At 68.7% G+C, this 24,920-nt stretch carries 27 protein-coding genes; 17 read left to right on the forward strand and 10 right to left on the reverse strand.

Annotated elements, in window-relative coordinates; genetic code table 11:
* Positions 1-41 precede the first annotated feature (41 nt).
* The 6 genes from PJ250_RS20375 to PJ250_RS20400 all read left to right on the forward strand — a co-directional run bounded on the left by PJ250_RS20375 (position 42) and on the right by PJ250_RS20400 (position 6,649).
* The gene (locus PJ250_RS20375; RefSeq protein ID WP_271646453.1) at positions 42-593 is read left to right on the forward strand and encodes a peroxiredoxin; all 552 of its coding nucleotides are present in this window, start codon (positions 42-44) and stop codon (positions 591-593) included.
* A 48-nt stretch (positions 594-641) separates the two neighbouring features.
* Positions 642-1,133, forward strand: coding sequence for a M48 family metallopeptidase (locus tag PJ250_RS20380; RefSeq protein ID WP_271646454.1), 492 nt, complete (start codon positions 642-644; stop codon positions 1,131-1,133).
* 530 nt (positions 1,134-1,663) lie between these two features.
* Positions 1,664-4,684, forward strand: coding sequence for a diguanylate cyclase domain-containing protein (locus PJ250_RS20385; RefSeq protein WP_271646455.1), 3,021 nt, complete (start codon positions 1,664-1,666; stop codon positions 4,682-4,684).
* 67 nt (positions 4,685-4,751) lie between these two features.
* Entirely contained in the window at positions 4,752-5,231 is a 480-nt protein-coding gene (locus PJ250_RS20390) for a low molecular weight protein-tyrosine-phosphatase (RefSeq protein WP_271646456.1), read from the forward strand.
* 3 nt (positions 5,232-5,234) lie between these two features.
* On the forward strand, positions 5,235-6,089 hold the full coding sequence (locus tag PJ250_RS20395) for a fructosamine kinase family protein (protein ID WP_271646457.1): 855 nt from the start codon (positions 5,235-5,237) through the stop codon (positions 6,087-6,089).
* 203 nt (positions 6,090-6,292) lie between these two features.
* Entirely contained in the window at positions 6,293-6,649 is a 357-nt protein-coding gene (locus PJ250_RS20400; protein WP_271646458.1) for a hypothetical protein, read from the forward strand.
* Between the two features lie 19 nt (positions 6,650-6,668).
* On the opposite strand, the gene PJ250_RS20405 is transcribed toward PJ250_RS20400, so the two are convergent.
* A complete protein-coding gene (locus tag PJ250_RS20405) occupies positions 6,669-7,607 on the reverse strand; it encodes an NAD(P)/FAD-dependent oxidoreductase (protein WP_271646459.1) in 939 nt (312 codons plus the stop codon).
* Between the two features lie 166 nt (positions 7,608-7,773).
* Positions 7,774-8,238: an Rrf2 family transcriptional regulator gene (locus tag PJ250_RS20410; protein ID WP_271646460.1), complete on the reverse strand. Its 465-nt coding sequence runs from the start codon at positions 8,236-8,238 to the stop codon at positions 7,774-7,776.
* Between the two features lie 170 nt (positions 8,239-8,408).
* Between PJ250_RS20410 and PJ250_RS20415 the strand changes: the two genes are divergently transcribed.
* The 5 genes from PJ250_RS20415 to PJ250_RS20435 all read left to right on the forward strand — a co-directional run bounded on the left by PJ250_RS20415 (position 8,409) and on the right by PJ250_RS20435 (position 11,899).
* Positions 8,409-8,645, forward strand: a complete 237-nt coding sequence (locus tag PJ250_RS20415; protein ID WP_271646461.1) for a hypothetical protein — start codon at positions 8,409-8,411, stop codon at positions 8,643-8,645.
* A gap of 87 nt (positions 8,646-8,732) precedes the next feature.
* Positions 8,733-9,620: a YghX family hydrolase gene (gene yghX / locus PJ250_RS20420; protein WP_271646462.1), complete on the forward strand. Its 888-nt coding sequence runs from the start codon at positions 8,733-8,735 to the stop codon at positions 9,618-9,620.
* A gap of 123 nt (positions 9,621-9,743) precedes the next feature.
* The gene (locus tag PJ250_RS20425) at positions 9,744-9,914 is read left to right on the forward strand and encodes a hypothetical protein (protein ID WP_271646463.1); all 171 of its coding nucleotides are present in this window, start codon (positions 9,744-9,746) and stop codon (positions 9,912-9,914) included.
* A 248-nt stretch (positions 9,915-10,162) separates the two neighbouring features.
* Positions 10,163-11,092: a M14 family metallopeptidase gene (locus PJ250_RS20430; RefSeq protein WP_271646464.1), complete on the forward strand. Its 930-nt coding sequence runs from the start codon at positions 10,163-10,165 to the stop codon at positions 11,090-11,092.
* A gap of 162 nt (positions 11,093-11,254) precedes the next feature.
* The gene (locus PJ250_RS20435) at positions 11,255-11,899 is read left to right on the forward strand and encodes a hypothetical protein (protein WP_271646465.1); all 645 of its coding nucleotides are present in this window, start codon (positions 11,255-11,257) and stop codon (positions 11,897-11,899) included.
* Between the two features lie 61 nt (positions 11,900-11,960).
* On the opposite strand, the gene PJ250_RS20440 is transcribed toward PJ250_RS20435, so the two are convergent.
* The 4 genes from PJ250_RS20440 to PJ250_RS20455 form a co-directional block, all read right to left on the reverse strand.
* Positions 11,961-13,976 (reverse strand): M1 family metallopeptidase, encoded by a 2,016-nt coding sequence (locus PJ250_RS20440; protein WP_271646466.1) that lies wholly within the window; start codon positions 13,974-13,976, stop codon positions 11,961-11,963.
* A 153-nt stretch (positions 13,977-14,129) separates the two neighbouring features.
* Complete coding sequence (locus tag PJ250_RS20445) at positions 14,130-15,071, reverse strand: aspartate carbamoyltransferase catalytic subunit (RefSeq protein WP_271646467.1); 942 nt, start codon at positions 15,069-15,071, stop codon at positions 14,130-14,132.
* 81 nt (positions 15,072-15,152) lie between these two features.
* Positions 15,153-15,602 (reverse strand): Holliday junction resolvase RuvX, encoded by a 450-nt coding sequence (gene ruvX / locus PJ250_RS20450; protein WP_271646468.1) that lies wholly within the window; start codon positions 15,600-15,602, stop codon positions 15,153-15,155.
* 91 nt (positions 15,603-15,693) lie between these two features.
* Positions 15,694-16,260, reverse strand: a complete 567-nt coding sequence (locus PJ250_RS20455; protein ID WP_271646469.1) for a YqgE/AlgH family protein — start codon at positions 16,258-16,260, stop codon at positions 15,694-15,696.
* Positions 16,261-16,395: 135 nt separating this feature from the next.
* Between PJ250_RS20455 and PJ250_RS20460 the strand changes: the two genes are divergently transcribed.
* On the forward strand, positions 16,396-16,971 hold the full coding sequence (locus tag PJ250_RS20460) for a type 1 glutamine amidotransferase family protein (RefSeq protein ID WP_271646470.1): 576 nt from the start codon (positions 16,396-16,398) through the stop codon (positions 16,969-16,971).
* 12 nt (positions 16,972-16,983) lie between these two features.
* Here PJ250_RS20460 and PJ250_RS20465 read toward each other — a convergent pair whose 3' ends face one another.
* Genes PJ250_RS20465 through PJ250_RS20475 form a run of 3 tightly spaced genes read right to left on the reverse strand, consistent with a single transcriptional unit; the run spans position 16,984 to position 18,466 of the window.
* Positions 16,984-17,499, reverse strand: coding sequence for a flavodoxin family protein (locus PJ250_RS20465; protein WP_271646471.1), 516 nt, complete (start codon positions 17,497-17,499; stop codon positions 16,984-16,986).
* Entirely contained in the window at positions 17,492-18,163 is a 672-nt protein-coding gene (gene msrA / locus PJ250_RS20470) for a peptide-methionine (S)-S-oxide reductase MsrA (RefSeq protein ID WP_271646472.1), read from the reverse strand. Before msrA ends, PJ250_RS20465 begins: the two co-directional genes overlap by 8 nt.
* A 36-nt stretch (positions 18,164-18,199) precedes the next feature.
* The gene (locus PJ250_RS20475; RefSeq protein ID WP_271646473.1) at positions 18,200-18,466 is read right to left on the reverse strand and encodes a putative signal transducing protein; all 267 of its coding nucleotides are present in this window, start codon (positions 18,464-18,466) and stop codon (positions 18,200-18,202) included.
* Positions 18,467-18,683: 217 nt separating this feature from the next.
* Here PJ250_RS20475 and PJ250_RS20480 point away from each other — a divergent pair, with 217 nt between their 5' ends.
* The 4 genes from PJ250_RS20480 to rlmM are packed head-to-tail and all read left to right on the forward strand — an operon-like array spanning position 18,684 to position 22,484.
* Complete coding sequence (locus PJ250_RS20480; RefSeq protein WP_271646474.1) at positions 18,684-20,429, forward strand: glutamine--tRNA ligase/YqeY domain fusion protein; 1,746 nt, start codon at positions 18,684-18,686, stop codon at positions 20,427-20,429.
* Positions 20,429-20,872, forward strand: coding sequence for a hypothetical protein (locus PJ250_RS20485; RefSeq protein ID WP_271646475.1), 444 nt, complete (start codon positions 20,429-20,431; stop codon positions 20,870-20,872). The genes PJ250_RS20480 and PJ250_RS20485 overlap by 1 nt, the downstream gene beginning before the upstream one ends.
* On the forward strand, positions 20,872-21,432 hold the full coding sequence (locus PJ250_RS20490; RefSeq protein WP_271646476.1) for a nucleoside deaminase: 561 nt from the start codon (positions 20,872-20,874) through the stop codon (positions 21,430-21,432). Before PJ250_RS20485 ends, PJ250_RS20490 begins: the two co-directional genes overlap by 1 nt.
* Positions 21,433-21,437: 5 nt before the next feature.
* On the forward strand, positions 21,438-22,484 hold the full coding sequence (gene rlmM / locus PJ250_RS20495) for a 23S rRNA (cytidine(2498)-2'-O)-methyltransferase RlmM (RefSeq protein ID WP_271646477.1): 1,047 nt from the start codon (positions 21,438-21,440) through the stop codon (positions 22,482-22,484).
* Between the two features lie 348 nt (positions 22,485-22,832).
* Here rlmM and PJ250_RS20500 read toward each other — a convergent pair whose 3' ends face one another.
* On the reverse strand, positions 22,833-23,936 hold the full coding sequence (locus PJ250_RS20500) for a Gfo/Idh/MocA family protein (protein WP_271646478.1): 1,104 nt from the start codon (positions 23,934-23,936) through the stop codon (positions 22,833-22,835).
* A gap of 164 nt (positions 23,937-24,100) precedes the next feature.
* Between PJ250_RS20500 and PJ250_RS20505 the strand changes: the two genes are divergently transcribed.
* Entirely contained in the window at positions 24,101-24,820 is a 720-nt protein-coding gene (locus PJ250_RS20505; protein ID WP_271646479.1) for a hypothetical protein, read from the forward strand.
* Positions 24,821-24,920 lie beyond the last annotated feature (100 nt).

A 24,920-nucleotide genomic window follows, 5' to 3' on the forward strand; every position in this document is an offset into this window, starting at 1 on the left:
AGGCGTATAACGGTCGCCGTTCTCGTCTGGAGCCTATTGCCATGAAAACCCGCTTCAAGTTTGCTGCCGGCCTGATCGGCACGCTGGCCCTGGCCTGCACGGCGTCGGCCGCGCTGAAGGAAGGCGCCAAGGCCCCGGAATTCAGCCTGCCGGCCTATCTGGCGGGCAAGCCGTTCACCTTCGACCTGGATGGCGCGCTGAAGAAGGGCCCGGTGGTGGTGTACTTCTTTCCGGCCGCCAACACTTCTGGCTGCAACCTGGAGGCGCATCTGTTCTCCGAGGCGGTCGACAAGTTCAAGGCACACGGTGCGACGGTCATCGGCGTGACCGCGGGCAACACCGACCAGCTGGCCGAGTTCTCGAAGAACACCGAGACCTGCGGCGGCAAGTTCCCGGTCGCCGCCGATGACGGGGCGAAGATCGCCAAGGAATACGACGCCGTGCTGCCGATGAAGCCCGGCTGGTCCAACCGCACCTCGTATGTGATCGGCCAGAACGGCAACGTCGTCCATGTCTATTCGGACATCAACCCGAAGCAGCACGTGACCGAAACCCTCAGCGCGGTCGAGTCGCTCGAGCACGCCGGGCATTGAACCAGCGCGCGCGATGGTCCCGCATGGAGGCGGGTGCGATCTGACGGCATGTCCTCGCTGAAATACCTCGCCGGCTATCCCACGCATCTGCAGGACCAGGTGCGTGCTCTGCTCGATGCCGGCAAGCTCGGCGACGTAATCGCCCGGCGCTACGGGCAAGCGCATGCCGTGCGCAACGACCGCCAGCTCTACGACTACACCCAGGCGCTCAAGGAGCGCCACCTGCGCTCGGCCCAGCCGCTGCACAAGGTGGTCTACGACGGCAAGCTGCAGGTCATCAAGCACGCCCTGGGCACGCACACCACGCTGTCGCGCGTGCAGGGCGCCCGTCTCAAGGCCAGCCGCGAGATCCGCATCGCCAGCGTCTTCCGCGATGCGCCGGCCGCCTTTCTGGAGATGATCGTGGTCCACGAGCTGGCCCACATGCGCGAGGCGGAGCACAACAAGGCCTTCTACCAGTTGTGCACGCACATGACCCCGGACTACCACCAGCGCGAGTTCGACCTGCGCCTGTATCTAACCGAGCTGGAGCATCGCTGAACCGGCTTGCCACGCGAGGCGTGGCAAGCAGCGACGGCGTTGTTCCGCCCTCGCTGCGACCATCCCGATCCGCCCTGGGCCGCCGCGTCCAGGTTTGATGGACGCGTCGCCTTGGCAGCGCCGGCCGGCTCCTGACGTCCACAGCGCCGGGACCGGCATTACCGCGACAGCGGCGGGAGGCACGGTACTGCGCGTGACAGGACAGAAGTGCTCCTGCGCGGCGCCCGATAGCGATCCCGATCACGCGACCTGGACGGACCAGTGCAAGACCGTCACCCATTTCCGGATCGACCTGACCCAGGCAAGCCAGACACCGCGCCTCACGCGCAACGCCGGCGTCGACTCCGCTCGAATGGAAACCACCAAGCGGGTCGACTGTCGACTGCCCCACGCCGTGCCGCACCCAGCATGAAGGTCGCATCGACGCGCCAGTCCGCCTCCTGAAACTGGGGGCCAGGCCTGAGGCCGCGCCTGGGCGATGCGGGCCGCTCGGGTTCCTGCATAATCGGTCCTTAGGGGAACCACACCAGATGAATCGACTCGGCGCAGTGCTTGTAGGCCTGCTGTGCTGTGCCATGGCCACCGCCCAGGCGGCGACCGGCACGGGCACCCCGGCCCGTGCGCTGGATCTGGCCGACCTGGAATCGCCTGCGTTTACCAATTTCACCACCACCGACGGGCTGCCCGACGCAGGCGTGCTGTCCATCGCCGTGGACCGCGAAGGCTTTGTCTGGGGCGCCTCCGGCGCAGGCATCTACCGCTACGACGGACGTCGCTGGTCCGCCAGCCCCGATCCTGCCGTCGCGCATCCGGCGACCAGCGTCTTCGTCGACCGTACCGGAAGACTCTGGGCGGCCTTCCGCAACACCGGGCTGGCGTTCTACGACGGCCAGCAGTGGCATGCCAAGACCACGGCCAACGGCCTGCCGTCCAATCAGATCCACCGGTTCGCCGAGACCGTCGATGCGTCCGGTACGGTGACCCTGTGGGCGCTGACCTGGGACCGCGGCCTGATGCGTCTGGCCAGCGAGCATTGGGAACTGGACCCCGGCAACGCCTCGCTACCGGCCGATCCGCTGCGCTCCCTGGCCCAGACCCGGCAACTGGGCGCGCCCGGCCGACAGTGGCTGGGCACCAACGCGCGCGGGCTGTGGTACCGCGATTCCGGCCAAACCGATTGGCGACCGTGGGAAGGCCACCAGCTGGATGCCAACCAGGTGGAGGACCTGCTGCCGGTCATGCAGGACGGCCACGAAGCGCTGTGGATTTCCACCTATACCGGCGGCCTATGGCGCATGCGCGCCGACGACATGCGCCACTGGAGCGCGAAGACCGGCGACTTCCCCAGCAAGATCGTCTACACGATCGCCAGCACGGCCATGTCCGACGGCAGCCGGGCGATCTGGGTGTCCAGCCGGGCCGGCCTGCTGCGCGTCCACGGGGACACCTTCCAGCTGTTCGATCGGCGCGACGGTCTGCGTTCCAACCTGGTCCGCGATGTCGTGGCCTGGCACACCCCCGACGGCCTGGACGTGCTGTGGATGGCGACCGATGACGGCGTGGCCCGCACCGTCCTGGGCGCGAACCCCTGGGCCGTGGCCTCGCGGATGGGCGCCGACGCGCTGGGCGTGTTCGGGTTCCTGGTCGAGCCGGACGGCAAGGGCGGCGAGCGCCTGTGGGTGAGCTCGTCCGGCGAGGGCCTGGCGCTCTACCAGGACCAGCGCTGGCACCGCTTCACCACCGAAGAGGGCGTGCCGCCGGACGCGAACATCGGCTCGGTCATGCGCACCCTCGATGCCGAGGGACGTAGCACCCACTGGGTCAGCCTGCGCGGCGGTGCACTGCTGCGACGTGGCCCGGCGGCTCAGCGCTTCGAGCCGATGACCACGCCGTGGCGCCAGACCACCGGCGAGATGGTGTACGACACGCTGGTGCGCCCGTTCGAGGGATCGCGTGAACAGTGGTTCGCCACGCGCGAGACCGGCCTGTACCGCCTGCGGGAGGATCGCTGGACGCACTACCCCTCACCGGATCCGCGCGTGCCGTGGCGGGCCATGCGTATCCGCGAGGTCATCGATGCGCATGGACGGGCCTGGCTGTGGGCGGCCACCAGTCAGGGACTGGCCCGGTTCGACGGCGACCGCTGGACCGTCATGTCCCACGATATCGGCATGCCGGAGACCAACACGATCGGGATGACCCTGATCCCCGACCGGCATGGACGCCAGATTCTCTGGGTCGGCACCAGCAGTGCCGGCGTCACCCGCGTGGATGTCAGCGTGCCGTTGGCACCGCGCGTCTTGCCCAACGACCTGCCGCCGCCGCCGGATCCGAGCATCTACAACCCGGCCCCCGACAGCGCCGGCCGCGTCTACCTGTGCACCAACAATGGCGTGCAACTGCTCACGCCCGATGGCGACGGCTACACGAGCCGCGTGTTCACCCGGCACGACGGCCTGCTGCACCAGGAATGCAACTACGTCCATACCGTCGATGCGCACGACCGCTTCTGGGCCGGCACCCTCGGCGGTCTTGAGGTCTACGACCCGCGGCGCGAACTGCACGACACCCAGCCCAAGCGCCTGAAACTGACCGGACTGGCGGTCGACGGCACGCCGGCCGAAGGACGTCCGCTGCGCGTCCCCGCCGACGCCCGCGAGATCCGCGTGGACTTCGCGCTGCTGTCCTGGTTCCGCGAGGCGGATTCGCGCTTCAGGACCCAACTGCTGGGCTACGAGTCCGCGCCCACGGCCTGGAGCGAACAGAATTTCCGCACGTTCAATGCGCTGCCGCCCGGCCGCTACCGCCTGCGGATCGAGGCCCACGATCATGCGGACAACCCCAGCGTGCCGGTGGAACTGCCCATCGTCATCGCCGCGGCCTGGTGGCAAACCCAATGGACGGTGGCTGCGGCGGCAATGCTCCTGGCGGCGCTGATCTACGCGCTGGTGCGGTGGCGCACCTATCACCTGCGCGCGCGCCAGTCGGTGCTGGAACAGCATGTGGCCGAACGCACCGCCGAACTGCATGCCGCCAACGCGCGCCTGCACGCCCTGTCCTATCGCGACGAACTGACCGGCCTGGACAACCGCCGACGTCTGCTCGAGGTGCTTGCGCCGCCCGCCGAAGGCAGTCAGCCCAGCAGCCTGATCCTCTTGGACGTGGACCACTTCAAGGCCTTCAACGACCGCCACGGCCACCCTGCCGGCGACGAGGCCCTGCGCCGGGTCGCCGAGGCACTGCGCACCTGCATTCCGAGCGACGCCCACGTGGCCCGTCACGGCGGCGAGGAATTTGCCTGCGTGCTCCCCGAGGCCGACCTGCCGCGCGCGCTCCGGGTGGCCGAGTGCATCCGCGCCGCCGTGGCCGCTTGCCCGATCCCAGTGCCAGGCCACAGCGCACCGCGCCACGTCACCATCAGCGCCGGCGTGGCCGCCCTGGAGATCACCACGCGCGAGGACATGTTGCGCCTGTTCAACGATGCCGACCTGGCGCTCTACCAGGCCAAGGCGCAGGGACGCGATCGCGTCCAGGCCTACGTGACGCCCTGAGCGCCATCCGCGGAACGCTCACCACCGGGCTGCTAGGCTCGAGGCTCTCCCCCAATCACCCACGCATATGCCCAGCCACATGCCGTCGGTGCTGTTCGTCTGCACCGGCAACATCTGCCGCTCCCCGACCGCCCAGGCACTGTTGCAGCACAAGGCCGCCGCCCTTGGCCTGCAGGTCACCACCGACAGCGCGGCGGTCACCACCGAAGAAGTGGGCAATCCCCCAGATCGCCGCGCCCTGGCCGAACTGCGCCGGCGCGGCGTTCCGATGCCCGACCATCGCGCACGCCAGGTGCGCGACGAGGACTTCACTGCCTTCGACCTGGTGCTCGGCATGACCGCGCACCACGTGCATGCGCTTGAGCGCATGGCACCGGCGCACGCCACCGCGCGCATCGGGCTGTTGATGGATCACGCCGACGGACCACGGGCGCGCGATGTGCCCGATCCCTGGTACGGCGGCCAGCAGGAGTTCGTGGAGGCCTTCGACATGATCGAAGCCGGGGTCGAGGGCCTGCTGCACCAACACAAGGCGCGCGGTCGCTGAGCCGTGCACGACGCCGATCGCATCGAGGCGCTGCTCGGGCGGCGTCCCGACCGGCTGACGCCCTTGTCGGGCGGCGACATCGCACGCAGCCTGTGCGCGGAGCTGGACGAGGGCACGCGGGTGATGGCCAAGTTCGCCCGTCCCGGCCAACCCTCGCTGACCCTGGAGGCGCGCATGCTGGCCGATCTGCGCAAGGCGGGCCTGCCGGTCCCCGACACCCTGGCCGTCGCCGATGACCTGATGCTCCTGGCGTGGATCGATCCTGGCCAGCGCGGCTGGGATGCGCACGCCGAGCACGCCGCAGGCCGTGCCATCGCCACCCTGCACATGCAGCCGGTCGGAGCGGCCTTCGGCCATGACTACGACACCGTGATCGCCAGCCTGGCCCAGGGCAATCCGTCGGTCGCGGACTGGAGCGTCTTCTATGGCGAGCACCGCCTGCTGGCCAGGGCCCGCAGCGCGCATGCCATCGGGCGACTACCGTCGGCGCTGTTGACACGCATCGAGACACTCAGCGACCAACTGGCGCGCTGGGTGCCTGCGCGTGTCCGACCCAGCCTGCTGCATGGCGATCTGTGGGGCGGCAACATGCTGCCAGCGGCCGACGGTGAGGCCTGCTTCATCGACCCGGCAATCTATCGCGGTCATGGCGAGGTCGACCTGGCCATGGCGCTGCTCTTCAACAGCGTGGGCGAGGCCTTCTTCGAGGGCTATCGCACGGTTGCCCCGGTGGATCCGGAGTTCTTCCGACATCGCTGCACGCTCTATCAGCTCTACCCCCTGCTGGTGCATGTGGAGCTGTTCGGCGCGTCATACCTGGACGCGGTGGCACGCGCGCTGGACCGCCTTGAGGTGTAGCACGCAGATGCGCGATGCAGTGCAGCATCCACGGCCGCAAGATGCGGCCTTTCCACAACAAAGCTGAATCACCATGTCGCGGCATGCACGGCCGGCGCTGGATCTGCCCGGACTTTCATGAATCCGACCCCGCACGTACACCACCCTTGAACACATCGCACTCGATCATGCGCGCCCGCTCGGCACCCCGGCAGAACCGCACCATGAACGACCCGATCCTGATGTCCCGCACCACCACCATCGCCCTCGACCGCAATGCCCAGATCGAAGACAGGATCTTCCGGCGTGGCGTCAGCGACCAGGATGTCAGGACCGCAGTGGAACTGATCCGCGAATACGTCTCCAACCGCCTGGACAGCGAGGCCGATGAGCACGCGTGGTGGATGGCGTTCGGCGAGATTTTCGAGGATCTCTCGCGCAACTTCACGCCGGCCCAGCTGGCGGCCTTCGAGATCGCGACCGATACCATCCTGGTGGGGTACGGCTGCCCATCGTGGACACGCTCACGTGCAGGCCTGTCCACGCGCGTGAGCGACGCACCTGGCTGCGAAGCCGCCTGAGGCATTGCGCGCACGGCCGCTAAGCGGCGGCCGAGGCCGGCAGGCGCATCGCCATCAGCGCGCGGTGTGCCGAGGCAGCGGCGAGCGTGCCACCCGCAACCGCCAGCGCTGCGCTCTGCATCGGATTGGCCATGTCGCCAGCGGCGAACAGGCCTTGGACGCAGGTCGCGCCCACCGGATCGACGACGACACGCGGCCCCAGCGGCCCTTCGACGATCTCGCATCCCAGGTTGCGCGCTAGGTCGCTCGCGAAGGCCTGCCTTGGCGCGGTGAACAGCGCGGCCAAAGCGACGCGGCGCCCGTCGGCCAGCCGGACCGACGACAGGGAACCGCCCTCGCCTTCCAGTGCCACGACCGGCTGGCGCTCGGTCGAGACATCCAGCGCCTGCAGTCGCTGCAGCGCTTCGGTGGTGGGCTCGAAGGCCCCCTGGGTGAAATACGTCGTGGGTCCCCACTCGGGAATCATCTCGCCTTGATGCGGACTCATGGGGCCGGTGGCGAGCACGCCAAGGGCCTGCCCAGCGAACTCGTACCCGTGGCAATAGGGACAGTGCAGCACACTCTGGCCCCAGCGTTCGGCCAGGCCAGGAAGCGGTGGTAATACATCGCGCATGCCGGTGGCCAGCACCAGGGTGCGGCCCTCCACCGGCGCGCCCTCGTCCAGGTGCAGACGAAAGCCATCGTCCACCCGGCTGCCGTCGCGTGCGAAGGCGATGCGCAATTCTACGTTCGGATAGGCCATGAGCTGGTCGATGGCTTCGCCCAGCAGCATCGCCGGAGGCTTGCCGTCGTGGCCAATCAGGTTGTGCGCGTGGTTGGCAAAGCGGTTGCGCGGCTGGGCGTTGTCGACCAGCAGCACACGCTTGCGTGCACGGGCCAGCATCAACGCGGCAGACAAGCCGGCAAAACTCCCGCCCACGATCAGTGCGTCATAGCGGTTCGATGGAGGAAAGGTCATGGATGAGCGCTCCGTTTCTGGTCGCCGTCGGCGTGCCTGCACACAGCGGCATGCCCTTCGGCCTGGGGCACAATCTTAAGGTACTTTTATTGTTACTTTAAAAGGCGTCGGACAACACTCTGTTGACGGACGCGCGTGGCGCGACCCCGGATCCTGGATTGGAGGGCTACGGCAAGTGGGCGCGGGCCGTCCTGCGCTTCCAGCCGCCGGATTCGCACAACGCGTCGAAGTCCGCTGCCAGGTCGGCGAGTGAAACCTCGCCCAGGCGGGCCAGCAGCAGCGCCTCGGCCTGCTGCAGGGCATCGTCGATGGCGGCGTTGACCACCCGTTCGACACCGCAGTCCGGGTTGTCGTGCTCGTGGCCGAGGGCGAACAGTCGGTTGCCGCCGACCGCCCGGTGGACGTCCAACAGGCTGACCTGGTCCAGGTCGCAGGCAATCTCCCATCCGCCGCCATGTCCCCGGGTTGCGCTCACATAGCCGGCATCGCGCAATCCGGCCATCGTGCGCCGGACAACCACGGCGTTGGTGCGCAGCATCGCGGCGATCTGCTCGGAGGTCATGGGCGATGCGTGGCGCGCCATGTGCAGCAGCACATGCAGCATGCGGGAGAGTCGGCTGTCGGTTCTCATCGTCGGGCAGCGCAGCAGCGGGACACCGGTCCATGCCCGGCGCGGCGCAGGCTAACACGGCACCCCGGCGTCTCTCGCGCAGCATGCACCCAAACGCAGACGACTGATCTATGCTTGTCTCCTGTTCGCGGAAGCCTGCGGACTTTGCTCGCTCACAAGGAAGTTGTGCCATGCGTCCATCCCACCCCGCCCTCGCGTTCGCGCATGTCGTGCTCGGATTGATGCTGCTCGCGCGCGGGCTCAGGCATCTGTCCGACGCGCATCCGGCGCTGTCCACCGCCCTGGCCTCGCCTTCCGCCTTTGGCTATGCCTGCGGACAGGCGCTGGCGAGCACCCTCATGCTGGCGGCGGGCATCGCCCTGCTCTGGCTGGGGGCGCGGCGTCGCCCGATCAATCCCGCTGGATGACCTGTGGGTCAGGTCCAATTGGACCTGACACCACGTCGGGAGGCGGCTTGCTATGTTGCGCGCTCCGTCCTGCCGCAGGAGCCCGCCATGCCCCGTCTGACCGCCAAGGATTTCGCGCCGGAACTGCTTGAGCTCTACGACGGCTACGTCCACGGACGCCTGAGCCGGCGGCAGTTCCTGGATGGCGCCGCGGCCTTCGCCGTGGCGGGTCTGTCGGCCACGGCCATCCTGGCCTCGCTCAGTCCCGACTACGCGCTGGCCACCCAGGTCGAATTCACCGATCCGGACATCGTGGCCGAGTACATCACCTATCCCGCGCCCAAGGGGCATGGCCAGGTGCGCGGCTACCTGGTGCGTCCGGCCAAGGCCACTGGGCTGGTGCCAGGGGTGGTGGTGGTGCACGAGAACCGCGGCCTGAACCCCTACATCGAAGATGTCGCCCGGCGCGTGGCCAAGGCCGGCTACCTGGCCCTGGCGCCGGATGGCCTGAGCTCGGTGGGCGGCTACCCCGGCAACGACGACAAGGGCCGTGCGCTGCAGGCCGGCATAGATCCGGAGAAGCTGATGAACGACTTCTTCGCCGCGGTGGAATATCTGCTGAGCCCTGCGCGCACCACCGGCAAGGTGGGCATCACCGGCTTCTGCTACGGCGGCGGGGTCGCCAATGCCGCGGCGGTGGCGTATCCGGAGCTTGCCGCGGCCGTGCCGTTCTACGGCCGCCAACCCCGTGCCGAGGAAGTCCCGGCGATCAAGGCGCCGCTGCTGCTGCACTACGCTGAGAAGGACGAACGCATCGACGCCGGCTGGCCGGCCTACGAGGCCGCGCTGAAGGCCCAGCACAAGGTCTACGAGGCCTATCTCTATCCCGGCACCCAGCACGGCTTCCACAACGATTCCACGCCGCGCTACGACGAGGCCGCCGCCAAACTGGCCTGGGAACGCACGCTGGACTGGTTCGGCAAATACCTGGCCTGACCCCACCGGCGCGCGGTGTGCTGCGGCAGGCCGCGCCCAGTACGCGGTCCCCGCCTGCGTGGGTTTCACGACAAGCCGACGCGGTGGCTGTCAAACATGGACGTGCACCCGCAAGAGACGCCCATGACGACACTGCGCAGCACCAAGGCCATGCCGCCTGATTCGCTTTTTTCCCGCCCGCGCGAAGACAAGCGCGCCGCCCAGCAGACCCTGCAGGACCAGTTGGACGCCTTCGAGCGGTCCGGTGGTCGTATCGAGCGACTCGGCACCACGCCGCTGCGAAAGCCCGGATAGCCTCGCTTCCACCCTTCCCGACCATCCTCCACACAAGCCTCGCCCCGCATCCTGCAGCGAGGATGCGCGTGGAGGAAGAGACCTCTGCATGGCGACCTGCGGCTGCGGAGCGGGATCGACGACCTGCACACACCATTAGCTGCCGGCACGGCAATGCCCTGCCACACGGTTTCATGAGGCGGCACCTGTCAGTCCTTTGTTAGAGTGCCGGCCGCTTTTCAAAGACGCCACCGCGCACGAGGACTGCCATGCACCCCACCACCGACCCGACCACCATCGGCACACCCGGCCAGCCCTGGGGCCCGGCGGAAAAGGCGCAGTGGCGCGCACAGCAGAGCCGGCGCCGCAGCTATGAAGACGAGGTGGCCAGCAAGATCCGGGCGCTGGGGGATCGCTTCGACATCGCCGCCTATGGCGAGCTGGACTACGCGCCGGACGGGCGCTACCCGCTGCTGGCCGTCCGCAGCCGCGACTGGGACGAGCGCCTGCCCTGCGCGGTGGTCACCGGTGGCGTGCACGGTTATGAGACCAGCGGCGTGCACGGCGCGCTGCAGTTCGTCGCTCGGCACGCCGCCGCCTATGCGGGCAAGGTGAATCTGCTGGTGGCTCCGTGCGTGAGTCCATGGGGGTACGAGCGCATCCATCGCTGGAACCCCGACGCGCTGGATCCCAACCGCTCCTTCAGCGCGGGCAGCCCCGCCGGCGAGTCGGCCGCGCTGTTGGACCTGGTCGCGCCACTGCGCGGCAAGGTGCTGGTCCACATCGACCTGCACGAAACCACCGACAGCGACGAAACCGAGTTCCGTCCAGCGCTGGCCGCGCGCGACGGCAAGCCCTACGAACCCGGCGAAATCCCGGACGGCTTCTACCTGGTCGACGACAGCGAACACCCGCAGCGCGGCTTCCAGGCCGCGATCATCGAGGCGGTCTCCAAGGTCACCCATATCGCCCCGGCCGACGCGCGCGGCGAGATCATCGGCTCGCCCGTGGTCTCGCCCGGCGTCATCGAATACGCCGTGGGACCGTTGGGCCTCTGCGCGGGCATCACCGGCGCGCGCTACGTCACCACCACCGAGGTCTATCCCGACAGTCCGCGCGCCACGCCGCAGCAGTGCAACGACGCCCAGGCTGCCGCGGTGTGCGCTGGGATCGACTACGCCCTGGCCCACCAGGCCTGAACCAGCACCACCCAGGTCCGGTGCCCGCACCTTGCAGGCATTCCGGCATCGCCCGGCGCGTGCCATGCATTAACACGTGATCCGAACGGCACATCCCTAGAATGGCGCGCTCACGCTGCGCCGCCGGCCGCTGCTCGCCCTGCCTTCGTTTCAAGAGTTTTCATGAACCACCTTGCCCAGTGCGTCTTCCACTACGCGCAATGCCTGTGGGAGACCCAGGCGCTGCTCGCTCCCGCGGTGGACGAACCCGCTGCCACTGCGCCTAGCGTCGTGCTGGCCGACCGCTACCTGGTCAGCCTGTCTACCTCACTCATGCGGCTTCCCCATGCCGAACGCGCCGCCGTGGCCCGCGCCGCGCGCCACGGCTGGCAGCTGCGCGCCAGCGGCGCGCCCGCGCCAGACCCGGTGCGCGAGGCCTTGATCCAGGGGCATGGACTGCACGCGGTCCGTGCGCTGCCGCGCGGCCTGCGCCGCTGGGAAGACCCCTCCCTGGCGGCGCTGACCCTGCGCAGCCTGCGCTACGCCCTGGACCTCAGCCAGGCCCTGCCCGATCCCGATGCGCCCCTGGCTTCCTCCGGCCCGGCCACGGCCTTGCATGCCACCCTGTGGCGCACCGCCCACGCGATCGACGATCAGCAGGCAAGGCTCTGGGATGCCGTCGAATCCATCACCCGCGCCGAAGCCGATGCCCTGGCCGAGGTCGCGCGCGCGCAGGTGCCACACGCCCCATCCGGCACTCAACACGCCGACCTGCTGGCCTACTTCGCCAGCGGCATCTTCGTGGAACGGCTGAAGGCGCGCGGCTAACCCGCCGCGGCACCTCCACCGGCCCGGCCAGGCCTGCCCGGGCATGCACGACCCCGAAGCCTCAGCTGCCCAGGCTGGACGTGTTGTTGCCGCGGTCAGCGTCGGGCAGCGCGTGGTCCGGGTCCAGCTCCAGACGCGCAATCGGCTTGGTGGTCGGGAAGGTCAGCTCGGGCGCGCTACGCTGGATCCAGGTTTCCACCGGGATGCGGCGATCCTCGTGGGTGCCGTCGGTGTAGTCGATGCGCAGGGTCACCGGCATCACCAGCTTCTGTTCGCTCTCCAGGGTCACCGCCACGCCCTTGGCCACGTCACCGTCGACGTAGTGCGCCGCCTGGATGCCCATGTCCAGCTGCCAGTTGTTGAAGTACCAGCCGCGCCACCACCACGACAGGTCCTCGCCCGACTCGCTCTCCATGAAGCGGAAGAAGTCCGACGGGGTGGGATGCTTGTAGGCCCAAGTGGCGATGTACTTGCGGAACGCCGGGTCGAAGCGCGCCGGCCCCAGGATCTGCTCGCGCAGCAGCACCAGGCCCAGCGCACCCTTGAAGTAGGTCACCGGGTGGCGGTACTTCTCGCTGGTCGCATCGGCCAGGTCCATCAGCGTCGGCGCGTCCTGGTCGGCCAGCACCGGCAGGATCTCGTCGACCGGGTTGCCGCCCTTGGGCGCGTACTCGCCATCGCGCTTGGGACCGTATTCGCCGTGGTTGAATTCGTCCGAGGCGTAGACGTCGATGAAGGTGTTGAAGCCCTCGTCCATGAACGCGTGGCGGCGCTCGTTGGAGCCGACGATCATCGGGAACCAGCCATGGCCCAACTCGTGCGCGGTGATCCAGAACAGCTTGTCGTCCTTGTCGTCATAGCCATCGAACACGATGCCCGGGTATTCCATGCCCGCGCCGTGCCCGCCCAGGTTGACCGCGACCGGCCACGGGTAGCTGTACCACTTGTTCGAGAAGTGCTCGATCGCGCCCTTGACGTATTCGGTCGAACGCACCCAGTTGCTCGCGCCCTCCACCGGATACACCGACATGGCCAGCGCGTGCTTGCCCTGCGGCAGGTCGATGCGCGCGGCATCCCACACAAAGGCCGGCGAGGCGGCGAACGCCACGTCGCGGGTGTGGTCCATATGGAAGCGCCAGGTCTGCGTGCCGCTGGTCTTGGGCCGACTGGCCGGATCGGTGACTTCGGCCGGGGTCCGGATCATCACCGTCTTGTCGCTGCCATCGGCCTGCTTCAGGCGCGCGCGCTGGGTGGCGGTGAGCACCTCATCGCCATTGGTCAGCGCACCGGACCCGGCGACGATGTAGTCCCACGGCACCGTCACGGCGTAGTCGAAATCGCCGTATTCCAGGTAGAACTCCGAACCCAGGTAGGGTTGAGTGTCCCAGCCGCGCACATCGTCGTAGACGGCCATGCGCGGGTACCACTGGGCGATCTCGTAGATGTCGCCGTTCTTGGTCGGGGTCACCGCGGTGCGGCCGCCCCAGGTGCCAGGCACGGTGTAGCGATAGTTGATGTGCAGCTTGACCGTGCCGTCCTTGGCGGCCAGTGCGGTCGGCAGGTCCACGCGCATGCGGGTGTCGTCGACCAGATAGTCGGCCTTGGTGCGCTTGCCGCCCTGCTCCACCTCGATGCTGGCGATCTCGAAGCCCTGGGTGGACGGGGTCGGCGTGGCCGGCTGGCCCGGCCGCCGCCATGGCGCGCGCACGAACTTGGCCCTGGCATCGTCGCGGTAGATGTTCTGGTCCAGTTGCACCCACAGCACGTCCAGCGCGTCGGGACTGTGGTTGGTGTAGGTGATGGTTTCCTGCCCGGTCAGGGTGTGGCTGGCCGGGTCGATGGTGGCATGCAGGTCGTAATCGGCGCGGTTCTGCCAGAACAGGGCGCCCGGCTTGCCACCGCCATCGCGGATGGCATTGGCCGGCGCCGGCAGTTGCAGCGGCGCAAAGAATTCCAGTGGGTTGAAGCCTGCATCCTGCGGCTTGGCGGTTTCGGCCGCCTGGGCCGTGGCGGCACAGGCGATGGAGGACAGCAGCAGGACCGGGACGCGCAGGCCCCGGTAATGGCGCAGGTTCATGGGCGCAAGGGTTCCACGATGACGAGGGGGGACCTTGATCCTACCGCGCACGTCCCCGCGCGCATGGGCCGTTTGGCATGGTCGGGCGCCCTGGACTGACGGGACTTCGGCCAGGCCCGCGGCCTCCCGTCGCGCTGGAACGCGGCGCGGCGCTCAGCCCAGCAAGGTCTCCAGCACCGCCATGCGGATGGCCACGCCGTTACCGACCTGACGCAAGACCAGCGATTGCGGGCCATCGGCGACCTCGTCGGTGATCTCCACGCCACGATTGATCGGGCCGGGATGCAGCACCACCGCGTCGGGTGCGGCGCGGGCCAGGCGCGCGGCATCGAGGCCGTAGTCGCGGTGATAGTCCTCCAGCGAGGTCACCAGCCCTTCCTCCATGCGCTCGCGCTGCAGGCGCAGCATCATCAGCACGTCGGCCCCTTCCAGCGCGGCGTCGAAATCGCCGGTGGTCTTGCAGCCGACGCTGATGGCCGCCTCGGGCATCAGGCTCTCCGGCGCGCACAGGGTGATGTCGGTCGCGCCCAGCGTGCGCAGGGCCTGCAGGTCCGAGCGGGCCACGCGCGAATGCTTGATGTCGCCCACCATCACCACCTTGAGCCGGCCGAAGTCCGGCCCCTTGGCCTGGCGGATGGACAGCATGTCCAGCAGGCCCTGGGTGGGGTGCGAGGCGCGGCCGTCGCCGGCGTTGATCACCGTGGTGCCCTCGTGCGCGTGGCGGGCCAGCATCTCGGCCGCGCCATCGTCGGGGTGGCGCACCACGAAACCGCGCACGCCCATGGCCTCCAGGTTGCGCATGGTGTCCAGCGCGGTCTCGCCCTTGCGCGCCGACGAGGTGGACGCGTCGAAGTTCACCACGTCCGCGCCCAGGCGCTGGGCGGCGATCTGGAACGAGCTGCGGGTGCGCGTGGAGGGCTCGAAAAAAAGCGTGCAGACCGTGCGCCCGAGCAGCGTGTCGCGCTTCTGGGTCCGCCCCAGCGCGGTGTCGCGGATCATGCCCGCGCGATCCAGGAGGCGACACAGCGTCTCCTTCGGCAGGCCCTCCAGGGTCAGCAGGTGCAGCAGGCGTCCGTCGGAATCCAGTTGGCTCATGGTGTGCTCGTGATGGTGCAGGAAACGACGACCGCGACGCGATCGCCCGGGGAAGGAATCAGGCAATGGCAGGCCAACGCCCTACTCGACATGCGTGGCGTCCTGCGGCGCAGCCAGCCAGCGCTCGACGATGACCGCCGCGGCCACGGCGTCCAGCGCGGCGGCATCGCGTTTGCGCTTGCGCCCCTGTGCGCGGTCGACCGCGAAACGCTGCGCGGCCTCGACCGAACTGGAACGCTCGTCGACCAGGACCACCGGCAGCTTGTAGCGCATGCGCAGCTCGCGCGCGAAGGCATGGGCCCGCTTGCGGATCGGCTGGTCGCCGCCGTCCAGGGTCAACGGGTCGCCGACGACCAGGCCATCGGGCGACCATTCACTGCGCAGCCGGTCAATGGCGGCCCAGTCCGGCCCGGCCGGATGCACGTCCACCACGGCCAGCGCACGCGCGCCGGTCCCGAAGGCGCTGCCCACCGCCACGCCGATCCGCCGCGCGCCCACGTCGAACCCCAACACGGTGCCGTCCAGCTTCATGGCCGACTCCGATCGAGGAAACAAGCGAGAAAAGGCAGGACCAGCCCGGGCAGGCGCCGCTGTGGGGCGCGCGGAGGCGGGGTCCAGGAACTCATGCGTGGCCGCTGTAGTCCGTCATGCGGGTCATGTCCACGCCGATGCGCCCGCCGGCCGCTTGCCAGCGCTGCTCCAGCGGCAGGTCGAACAGCAGCTCGCCATCGGCCGGCGCGGTCAGCCAGCTGTTCTCGCCCAGCTCGAACTCCAGCTGCCCGGCACCCCAGCCGGCGCACCCAAGTGCCACCACCGCATGGGCCGGGCCGTGGCCGCCGGCCATGGCCTCCAGGATGTCGCGCGAGGTCGTCAGGTACAGGCCCTCGGCGATCTCCAGGGTCGAGTCCCACTCACCGCTGCCGTCATGCAGGACGAACCCGCGCTCGGGATGCACCGGTCCGCCATAGAGCACCACGCGGTTGCGCAGCGCCTCGTCGTCGGTTTCCAGCTGCATCTGGCGCAGGACTTCGCCCAGGGTGTACTCGGAAGCGCGGTTGACCACCACGCCCATGGCGCCGTCGTCGTCGTGCTGGCAGATCAGGGCCACGCTCCGGGCGAAATGGGGATCGTCCAGGGCAGGCAGTGCGATCAGCAGCTGGTTGGCCAGGTTGTCGGACAGCGCGGGCATGGCCCCATTCTAGCCCGAGCCCTGCCGTCAGCCGCGCGCCGCGTTCACGCCATGGTCTTCCCGACACGGCAATCACCCCGTTTTTCAGGCGTTTGCCGACAATCGTGTCCATCTTCTGGAACAGGGATCCGGCCAATGAGCACGATCGCAGTGGTGATGATCGACGGCGTCGCAGACTGGGAAATCGGCGTGATCCTTCCCGCCGCACGCGAATGGTTCGGCGATACGGTGGAGATCGCGAGCATCGATGGCCAGCCGGTGAGCTCCATCGGCGGCCTGCACATCGTGCCGCCCAGCGCGCTGTCCGACCTGGATCCGATGGCGGCCGACCTGTGGATCCTGCCGGGTTCGGAGCGATGGCAGGCCGGCGAGATTCCCGGGCTGAGCGGGCTGTTGCAGGCGCGCATCGAGGCGGGGCGTCCGGTTGCCGCCATCTGCGGCGCGACCCTGGCCCTGGCCTATGCCGGCTTGCTGGACGCGCGCCCGCACACCAGCAACTCGCTGGAGTTCCTGCAGGACCGGGTGGGTGCGGTCTATGCCGGGCAGGCGTCGTATCGCGAACAACCGGTGGTCAGCGACGGCCTGGTGGTGACCGCACCGGGGACCAGCCCGGTGGGATTCGCCCAGGCCTGCCTGCGCCTGCTGCACCCGGAGCGCGAGGACGATATCGCCCGGACCGGCGAGATGTTCGCCGCCGAATTCGCCGCCTGACGCCCTGCGCGCTCAGTACACGCCCAAGGCCAAGGCGGCCGCCAGCGTGGCCCCGAGCTCGGCGCAGCGCGCCCGGTCGCCCTCGCCCAGGGTCTTGGGCGCCAGAATGGCCTCGGGCGTCTGCGCACCGGTGCGCACCAGCACCGGCTCGGCCACCTCGACCAGGCGCCAACCTGCCACCACACGGCGCAGCTGCGCGATCGCAGCCTGCCCGTCGTTGCCGGCGCACACCATCAGCGCACAGGGCTTGCCCGCACAGCGCTCCAGCAGCGGGTAATAGCAGCGATCCAGGAAATCCTTCAGCCGCCCGCTGACCGCCGCCAGGCACTCCGGCGTGGCCAGGACCAGCAGGTCGGCCTGCAGCACATCCGCTGGCCCGGCCTGGTCGGCATGCAGGCTGCGCACGTGGACGTCCGTGCCTGACTGCGCCCGCGCCGCGCCCACCGCGGCTTCGACCATGGCCGCCGTGCCCCCAGTCTGGCTATGCCAGACGAACAGCAACGTCTTGGCTTGCGCCGGCTCAGGCATCCAGGCCGATGGCGCAGCTCACCCCGGTGCCCCCCAGCCCGCAATAGCCATTGGGGTTCTTCGCCAGATACTGCTGGTGGTAGTCCTCGGCGAAGTAGAACGGCGGCGCGGGATAGACGATCTCGGTGGTGATCTCGCCGTAACCGGCCTCGCCCAGGCGGCGCTGATAGGCATCGCGGCTGGCGATGGCCGCATCGTACTGGGCCTGGGTTTGGCAATAGATCGCCGACCGGTACTCGGTCCCGCGATCGTTGCCCTGGCGCATGCCCTGGGTGGGATCGTGGTTTTCCCAGAAGGTGCGCAGGATGTCCTCGCGCGAGACCTGCGCCGGGTCGAACACCACCTGCACCACTTCGGCATGTCCGGTCAGGCCGGTGCAGCTTTCCTCATAGGTCGGATTCGGCGTGGTGCCGCCTTGGTAGCCGGCCGCCGTGGTGTAGACCCCCGGCAACTGCCAGAACTTGCGCTCGGCGCCCCAGAAGCAGCCCATGCCCACGCCAATGACCTCCATGCCCGGGAATTCCCCCTTGAGCGGATGGCCGTTGACGAAATGCACGTTGTGCAGCGGCAGGGGCTCGGCGCGGCCCGGCAGGGCTTCTTCGGCGCGCGGCAGGCGCTGCTTGAAAGCGCCAATGCCCAGACGGCTGGTCAGGTTATCGAACATGGGGAACCTCCTTCTTGAGAAGTGGCCCCGCCGCAATCAGGCGGGCAGCAGCCCCGGATCGGGTAGCTCCTCGGAAATGGGGGCGGGCGGCTCGTCCAGCAAGCCCGAGGCCTGCAGCGCGTCGCGGGCCTGCGGCAAAGCCACGTCCGGCACACAGACCCGCAGCACGCCGAACAGCGGCAGTTCGCCACCGGCCCCCAGCAAGGACTCACCGAACACGAAGGCCGGGATGCCGGCATCTTCCAGCGCGTGCCTGGCCAGATGGGCATCGAACAGGTTGTCAGCGCGATAGGCGACTTGCATGAGCGTCCTTTTCGGCGTGTGGGCTGGCCGCGAGCATACGCCCGGCCGCGACGCTGCATTGTCGACACGGCAAGCCGTGGGAGCCGCTACAGCGGCGATGGGGCTTGACGGAAGTGCCTCATCGCCGCTGTAACGGCTCCCACAAGGGAGGCGCGGCACGGGAAGACGTTGAGCCATCGGCTAAACTTGTCGTTCATTCGACGTCCCTGATGCCCTCATGTCCGACACGCCTGCCCTGCCCGCCGATTCCGCACCGGAAAAACGGGATTTCATCCGCCAGATCGTCCGCGAGGATCTGGCCCAGGGCCGGCACCAGGGCATCCGCACCCGCTTTCCGCCCGAGCCCAACGGCTACCTGCACATCGGCCATGCCAAGGCGATCTGCCTGGATTTCGGCGTGGCGGCCGAGTTCGGCGGGGTCTGCAACCTGCGTCTGGACGACACTAACCCGGCCAAGGAAGACCCCGAGTTCGTCGCCGCCATCCAGGACGATGTGCGCTGGCTGGGCTTTGACTGGGCCAACCTGCGCCATGCCTCGGACTACTTCGAGGTGCTGTACCTGGCCGCCGAGAAACTGGTCCAGCAGGGCGATGCCTTCGTCTGCGATCTGTCGGCCGAGGAAGTGCGCGAATACCGCGGCACCCTGACCGAGCCGGGCCGCAACTCGCCCTACCGCGACCGCAGCGTGGAGGAAAACCTGGACCTGCTGCGGCGCATGCGCGCCGGCGAGTTCCCCGATGGCGCCCGCACCCTGCGCGCCAAGATCGACATGGCCAGCGGCAACATCAACCTGCGCGACCCAGCGCTGTACCGAATCAAGCACGTCGAGCACCAGAACACCGGCAACGAATGGCCGATCTACCCGATGTACGACTTCGCCCATAGCTTGAGCGATTCGGTCGAGGGCATCACCCACTCGCTGTGTACGCTCGAGTTCGAGGACCACCGCCCGCTGTACGACTGGTGCGTGGACAAGGTGGACCTGGTCGGCCATCCCGAGCTGCTGCAGCCGTTGCTGGACAAGGGCCTGCCCAAGGAAGCGGCCAAGCCGCGTCAGATCGAGTTTTCGCGGTTGAACATCAATTTCACCGTAATGAGCAAGCGCAAGCTGACCCAACTGGTGACCGAAGGCCTGGTGGAAGGCTGGGACGACCCGCGCATGTACACGCTGCAGGGCCTGCGCCGCCGCGGCTATACGCCAGCATCCTTGCGCCTGCTGGTGGACCGGGTGGGCATCTCCAAGCAGAACTCGGTGATCGACTTCTCCGTGCTGGAAGGCTGCCTGCGCGACGACCTGGACGCCAGCGCGCCGCGGCGCATGGCCGTGGTCAGCCCGCTCAAGCTGGTGCTGACCAACGTGGCCGAAGACCACGTCGAGTCGCTGACCTTCTCCAACCATCCCAAGGACGAGACTCAGGGCACGCGCCAGGTGCCGTTCTCGCGCGAGCTGTGGATCGACCGTGAGGATTTCGCCGAGGTGCCGCCCAAGGGCTGGAAGCGCCTGATCCCCGGTGGCGAAGTGCGCCTGCGCGGCGCCGGCATCATCAAGTGCGACGAGGTCATCAAGGACGCCGACGGCCAGATCGTCGTCCTGCATGGCACGCTGGACCCGGAATCGCGCCCGGGCATGGAAGGCGCCAACCGCAAGATCAAGGGCACGATCCACTGGGTCGACGCCCAGGCGGGCGTGGAGGCGGAGATCCGCCTGTTCGACCGCCTGTTCTCGGTGGCCAAGCCGGACGATGAAAGCGAGGGCAAGACCTATCGCGACTACCTCAACCCGGAGTCCAAGCGCGTGGTGACCGGTTATGTCGAACCGGCCGCCGCGCAGGCAACGCCGGAAACCTCGTTCCAGTTCGAGCGCACCGGCTACTTTGTCGCCGACCGCCGCGATCACAGCGCCGACAAGCCGGTGTTCAATCGCAGCGTGACCCTGCGCGATACCTGGGCGGCCCAGGCCTGATGCGTCTGCGGCGCGCCCTGCTCGCCCCGCTGCTGGCGGTCGCCGTGCTGCTGGTCGGCTGCGCCGCACCGGCCCAGACGCAGACCGCGCCTTCGGAGATGCCCGCGCCGGCCACCGGCGTGCGCGAGCCGCCGCCGCCCATGTCGACGCCGTTCCCAGCACGCAAGACGCCGATCAAGGTCGACACGCATTGCACACGCGATGCGCAGTGCATGGTCAAGAACGTCGGCAGCTGCTGCGGGCAGAAGCCCGCCTGCGTGAACGTCGACAGCCCCACCGATCCGGCCGCCGTCCAGGCCCAGTGCCAGGCCAGCGGCCGCATGGGCATCTGCGGCTTCCGCCAGATCACCGCCTGCCAGTGCCAAGCCGGCACCTGCATGCCCGCCGACGATGGTCCCGGCGTTTCCAATGGATCGATCCCCGCACCGGAGCCGATCCGTTGATGCTGTACGCGCAAGTCCACCTCACCCTGCCCGCCTGGGTCCACGACGCGGTGGACATGGCCCGCACCTACGACAGCGACGCCGACAAGGTGGCGCTGGCGATCGACCTGGCGCGCCTGAACGTCGAGCACGCCAGCGGCGGCCCGTTCGGCGCGGCCGTGTTCGATGCGCAGCACCGCATCGTCGCGGTAGGCGTCAACCGCGTGGTGCCGCAGAACACCTCGCTGGCACATGCCGAGAACATGGCCTACATGCTGGCCCAGCAGCGCGTGCAGTCCTTCCGCCTCAACGCGGTGTTGCCCGGCCCGGTGACCCTGGCGACCTCGGCCCAGCCGTGCTGCCAGTGCTTCGGCGCCACGGTGTGGGCCGGCGTGGACCGGCTGCTCATCGGCGCGCGGGCCGAGGATGTGGAGGCGCTGACCGACTTCGACGAAGGCCCGCTGCCGGCCGACTGGATCGGTGAACTCAACAAGCGCGACATCGAGGTCTTGCGGGATCTACACCGTGACGACGCGTGCGCGGTCCTGGCCCATTACGGCCAGCACGGCCCGCAGTACTGAACGCCGTGACCGGCCTGCTGTGCACCTGCCGCCAGGGCTTCGAGCCGGAACTGGCCGGCGAGCTGACCCAGCGCGCGGCCGAGGCGGGTTGTGCCGGCTACGCGCGCACCCAGCGCAACGACGGCTACGTCGTGTTCGCCTGCGATGACATCGGCCTGGCCGCCGCCCTGCCCTGGCGCGGGCTGGTCTTCGCCCGACAGAAGCTGGCCCTGGTCGCCGAACTGCGCGACCTGGACCCAGCCGACCGCATCGCCCCGATGCTGGCCGCGCTGGCCGGTGCGCCGCGCTTGGGCGATGTGTGGGTGGAGCATCCGGACACCGACGCGGCCAAGCCCCTAGCTGGGCTGGCACGCAGCTTCGGCAATGCGCTGCGTCCGGCGCTGCGCAAAGCCGGCTTGCTGACGCCCAAGGAAGACGCGCGCCTGCCGCGCCTGCACGTGCTGTTCGTCGAAGGCACCCACGCCCTGCTCGGCATCGCCCAGCCGGCCGATGCGGCGCCCTGGCCGCTGGGCATCCCGCGCCTGCGGCTGATGCCCGATGCCCCGTCGCGCTCGGCCCTGAAGCTGGAAGAAGCCTTCCTGGCCCTGCTCGCCCCCAGCGAACGCGAGACTCTGCTGCACCCCGGTATGACCGCAGCCGACCTAGGCGCCGCGCCGGGCGGCTGGACCTGGGTGCTGACCCGGCAGCAGTTACACGTGACCAGCATCGACAACGGCCCGCTGCGCCAGCACGTGCTCGATACCGGCCTGGTGACCCACCTGCGCGCCGATGGCTTCCGCTGGCAACCCGCCCAGCCGCTGGACTGGATGGTCTGCGACATGGTCGAACAGCCGCGCCGCGTGGCCGAACGCATGGCCACCTGGCTGCGCGAAGGCTGGTGCCGGCACACCGTGTTCAACCTCAAGCTGCCGATGAAGAAACGCTGGGACGAGACCGTGTTGTGCCTGGAGATCCTGCGCGAACAGGCCGGCGGCCTGCGCACGCTGCGCGCCAAGCAGCTCTACCACGACCGCGAGGAGATCACGGTCTTCGCGACCAAGGGCCCGCGCTGAGCGCAGGCGTGGGAGCCGCCATGGCGGCGAGGGGCATTGGCGGCAGAACCCCATTGCTGCTGTAGCAGCTCCCACACAGATCGCCGCAATCCCTCGTCGAGCAGGCGGCCATCGCCGCGTCGATCGCGCACGCCGCTCTCGCTGCGGAATAGCGCCAGCGTGTACCAGCCATCAACGCAGTCGGCGCGCTTCGACACTAAGAGGATCGGCTGAGGCTTGTCGAAGCAACGGCCTCAAATCCGGTCAACGCCGTCCCGTAGAGCGGAGCTTGCTCCGCTGCCCTTCGACCGGTTCGCGGGGAAAGCCCCAGCGGAGCAAGCTCCGCTCTACGAGCCGCTCCCCCATCATTTACAGGGTGATCCGCCGCCCATTCTCCTTGGCCGAGCGGAAGATCGCGTCCATCACCCGCAGGTCGCGCAGGCCTTCCTCGCCGGGCACGAGCAGCGGCCGGCCCTGCAGGATCGCCAGTGCGTCGTCATCCATCTGCAGCGCCTGCTGGTGGCGCACCGTGGCGTCCAAGCGGCGTCCATCACTGGCCTGCCCACGCACTCCGCTGTAGCTCTGGAACGGCTCCAGCGCGTACCAGCCATCGGCGCAGTCGGCGCGCAAGGTATTCATCGAGCGCCCGAAGCTGGTGGCGCACTCGGCCACCACGCCATCGGGGAACTCCAGGGTGAAGTCCATGTGCTCCTCGACCTGGTCGAACACCTCAGGCCGGTCCACGCGGCTGCGTGCGCTGACCGCCAGCGGTTCGACGCCGGTGGTGTAGCGCGCGGCGTTGAGCGGATAGATGCCCATGTCGTACATCGGCCCGCCCCCGAACGCGCGCGCCAGCCGCCAATTGCGCGGGTGCAGGTCACCGGTGTCGTAGCCGCGATAGCCGGCCTGCGCGGTGACGCGCTGGATGCGGCCGAACGGGCGCGACGCCGCGTAGCCCATCAGCGTGCGCGTATTGGGTTCGTGCTGCATCCGGTAGCCGATGGCCAGGGTGACCTTGTTGCGGCGGCAGGCGGCGATCATCTGCTCGCATTCGGCCGCGTTCATCGCCATCGGCTTTTCGCACCACACATGCTTGCCGGCATTGGCCGCGCGCACGGCCAATGCAGCGTGCAGGTGTGGCGGGGTGATGATGTAGACCACGTCGATGTCGGGGTTGTCGGCGATCCGGTCGAAGCTCTCGTAGCTGTAGACATTGCGGTCAGGCAGCCGATGACGTGCCTGCCATACCGGGATCTTGGCCGGCGTACCGGTCACGATGCCGGCCAGGCGGCAGTGCCGGGTCAGCGCCAGGCCCGGGGCGATGCGTCCCTGCGCGTAGTTGCCCAGCCCGGCGATGGCCACGCCCAGCCTCCGATCGGGTGTGGCGGCCAGCGCGCTCGGCAGCGCCATCGACACAGCGGCCGCGCCCAATCCGGCCAGCACGCGCCGGCGTCCAAATGACATGCTGGTCATCGCGTCTCCACACAGGATTCCGCAGGAATCTCGACTCTAGCGCCGCCATGCGAAGGCCAGGTCAAGCCGGCGGGCCCGCCCTGCGGAACTGTGGTCGACATCGCGCTGGGTCTCAGACCGCGTGACAGGCCCATGGCATCCTGATCGTCAACGGAGGGAATGCCATGTCACCGATCCAACTCAAGGACCCGGCCGGGTTCGCCGAGCAATTCCTGCAGCTGTCGTTGATGCAGGGCTTTGGCTCGCTCAACAAACGCGACCTGGAACTGCTGATGTTCGTGCTGCTGGAGCGAGACGGCGCCGTCTCGCGCGCCAGCTCCAATGCGGCCGCCGCCCTGCAGCTGCGGATCACGCCGGCACGGGTCAAGAGCCTGCGTCGTGACGGTTATGCGCGCTGGCGGGCGCTGGTTCCGGAAGAATCCGACGCGGCCCTGCAACGCATCGTGGCCACCGTGCTGACCGAGGACAACCTGCGTTCGGGCGCCAAGCACGTCAGCGAACGGGCCAAGAAGGACGGCTTTCTCGCCATCCGCGTCGAGCATCCCGACGATGCGCAGCAGTTCGAGCAGGCCATCCTGGAGGTCGGCGCCCTGCCGGTGTACGAGCGCAACCGCGAGGTCGTCGCCGTGCGCTTCGACACCTTGCTCAGGATCGCCGAGAAGTGGGGTTACCTGCAGCCAGACCCAACCGCGATCACCCGCGAACTGAAGAAACTGCAGCCCACCGCCAGCGAGGTCGCCGACCTGCTGCAAAAGGACCTCACCAAGCTGCGCTGGGAGGACGCCCGCAACGCCCTCAACAGCCTGGGCGCCAAGGCCATCGCCTCCACAGCCGAGGGCGGACTCAAGGGACTGCTGAAGGTGGTGTTTCCGTTCCTGCCCTGACCGGGCGGCAACTTAGCAGCCGCTGCAAAGCCACGAGGCACGCGCTCTGGCCAGGATCGATGGCGAGCGTGCTCGATTCAGCGCGGCAGATGACGAACCC

Origin of the sequence: Pseudoxanthomonas sp. JBR18, from assembly GCF_028198165.1 — a bacterium.
Taxonomy (GTDB): domain Bacteria; phylum Pseudomonadota; class Gammaproteobacteria; order Xanthomonadales; family Xanthomonadaceae; genus Pseudoxanthomonas_A.

What these genes read in the sequence shown, in the direction of transcription:
- ruvX (WP_271646468.1), bottom strand. Translation starts at nt 15,602, where the DNA reads ATGAAGCTGGACGGCACCGTGTTGGGGTTCGACGTGGGCGCGCGGCGG.
- PJ250_RS20410 (WP_271646460.1), bottom strand. Translation starts at nt 8,238, where the DNA reads ATGAGAACCGACAGCCGACTCTCCCGCATGCTGCATGTGCTGCTGCAC.
- PJ250_RS20485 (WP_271646475.1), top strand. Translation starts at nt 20,429, where the DNA reads ATGCGTCTGCGGCGCGCCCTGCTCGCCCCGCTGCTGGCGGTCGCCGTG.
- PJ250_RS20415 (WP_271646461.1), top strand. Translation starts at nt 8,409, where the DNA reads ATGCGTCCATCCCACCCCGCCCTCGCGTTCGCGCATGTCGTGCTCGGA.
- PJ250_RS20375 (WP_271646453.1), top strand. Translation starts at nt 42, where the DNA reads ATGAAAACCCGCTTCAAGTTTGCTGCCGGCCTGATCGGCACGCTGGCC.
- PJ250_RS20480 (WP_271646474.1), top strand. Translation starts at nt 18,684, where the DNA reads ATGTCCGACACGCCTGCCCTGCCCGCCGATTCCGCACCGGAAAAACGG.
- PJ250_RS20380 (WP_271646454.1), top strand. Translation starts at nt 642, where the DNA reads ATGTCCTCGCTGAAATACCTCGCCGGCTATCCCACGCATCTGCAGGAC.
- PJ250_RS20460 (WP_271646470.1), top strand. Translation starts at nt 16,396, where the DNA reads ATGAGCACGATCGCAGTGGTGATGATCGACGGCGTCGCAGACTGGGAA.
- PJ250_RS20425 (WP_271646463.1), top strand. Translation starts at nt 9,744, where the DNA reads ATGACGACACTGCGCAGCACCAAGGCCATGCCGCCTGATTCGCTTTTT.
- PJ250_RS20405 (WP_271646459.1), bottom strand. Translation starts at nt 7,607, where the DNA reads ATGACCTTTCCTCCATCGAACCGCTATGACGCACTGATCGTGGGCGGG.
- PJ250_RS20390 (WP_271646456.1), top strand. Translation starts at nt 4,752, where the DNA reads ATGCCCAGCCACATGCCGTCGGTGCTGTTCGTCTGCACCGGCAACATC.
- msrA (WP_271646472.1), bottom strand. Translation starts at nt 18,163, where the DNA reads ATGTTCGATAACCTGACCAGCCGTCTGGGCATTGGCGCTTTCAAGCAG.
- PJ250_RS20505 (WP_271646479.1), top strand. Translation starts at nt 24,101, where the DNA reads ATGTCACCGATCCAACTCAAGGACCCGGCCGGGTTCGCCGAGCAATTC.
- PJ250_RS20500 (WP_271646478.1), bottom strand. Translation starts at nt 23,936, where the DNA reads ATGACCAGCATGTCATTTGGACGCCGGCGCGTGCTGGCCGGATTGGGC.
- PJ250_RS20440 (WP_271646466.1), bottom strand. Translation starts at nt 13,976, where the DNA reads ATGAACCTGCGCCATTACCGGGGCCTGCGCGTCCCGGTCCTGCTGCTG.
- PJ250_RS20475 (WP_271646473.1), bottom strand. Translation starts at nt 18,466, where the DNA reads ATGCAAGTCGCCTATCGCGCTGACAACCTGTTCGATGCCCATCTGGCC.
- PJ250_RS20465 (WP_271646471.1), bottom strand. Translation starts at nt 17,499, where the DNA reads ATGCCTGAGCCGGCGCAAGCCAAGACGTTGCTGTTCGTCTGGCATAGC.
- PJ250_RS20490 (WP_271646476.1), top strand. Translation starts at nt 20,872, where the DNA reads ATGCTGTACGCGCAAGTCCACCTCACCCTGCCCGCCTGGGTCCACGAC.
- PJ250_RS20455 (WP_271646469.1), bottom strand. Translation starts at nt 16,260, where the DNA reads ATGCCCGCGCTGTCCGACAACCTGGCCAACCAGCTGCTGATCGCACTG.
- PJ250_RS20445 (WP_271646467.1), bottom strand. Translation starts at nt 15,071, where the DNA reads ATGAGCCAACTGGATTCCGACGGACGCCTGCTGCACCTGCTGACCCTG.
- PJ250_RS20400 (WP_271646458.1), top strand. Translation starts at nt 6,293, where the DNA reads ATGAACGACCCGATCCTGATGTCCCGCACCACCACCATCGCCCTCGAC.
- yghX (WP_271646462.1), top strand. Translation starts at nt 8,733, where the DNA reads ATGCCCCGTCTGACCGCCAAGGATTTCGCGCCGGAACTGCTTGAGCTC.
- PJ250_RS20435 (WP_271646465.1), top strand. Translation starts at nt 11,255, where the DNA reads ATGAACCACCTTGCCCAGTGCGTCTTCCACTACGCGCAATGCCTGTGG.
- PJ250_RS20385 (WP_271646455.1), top strand. Translation starts at nt 1,664, where the DNA reads ATGAATCGACTCGGCGCAGTGCTTGTAGGCCTGCTGTGCTGTGCCATG.
- PJ250_RS20430 (WP_271646464.1), top strand. Translation starts at nt 10,163, where the DNA reads ATGCACCCCACCACCGACCCGACCACCATCGGCACACCCGGCCAGCCC.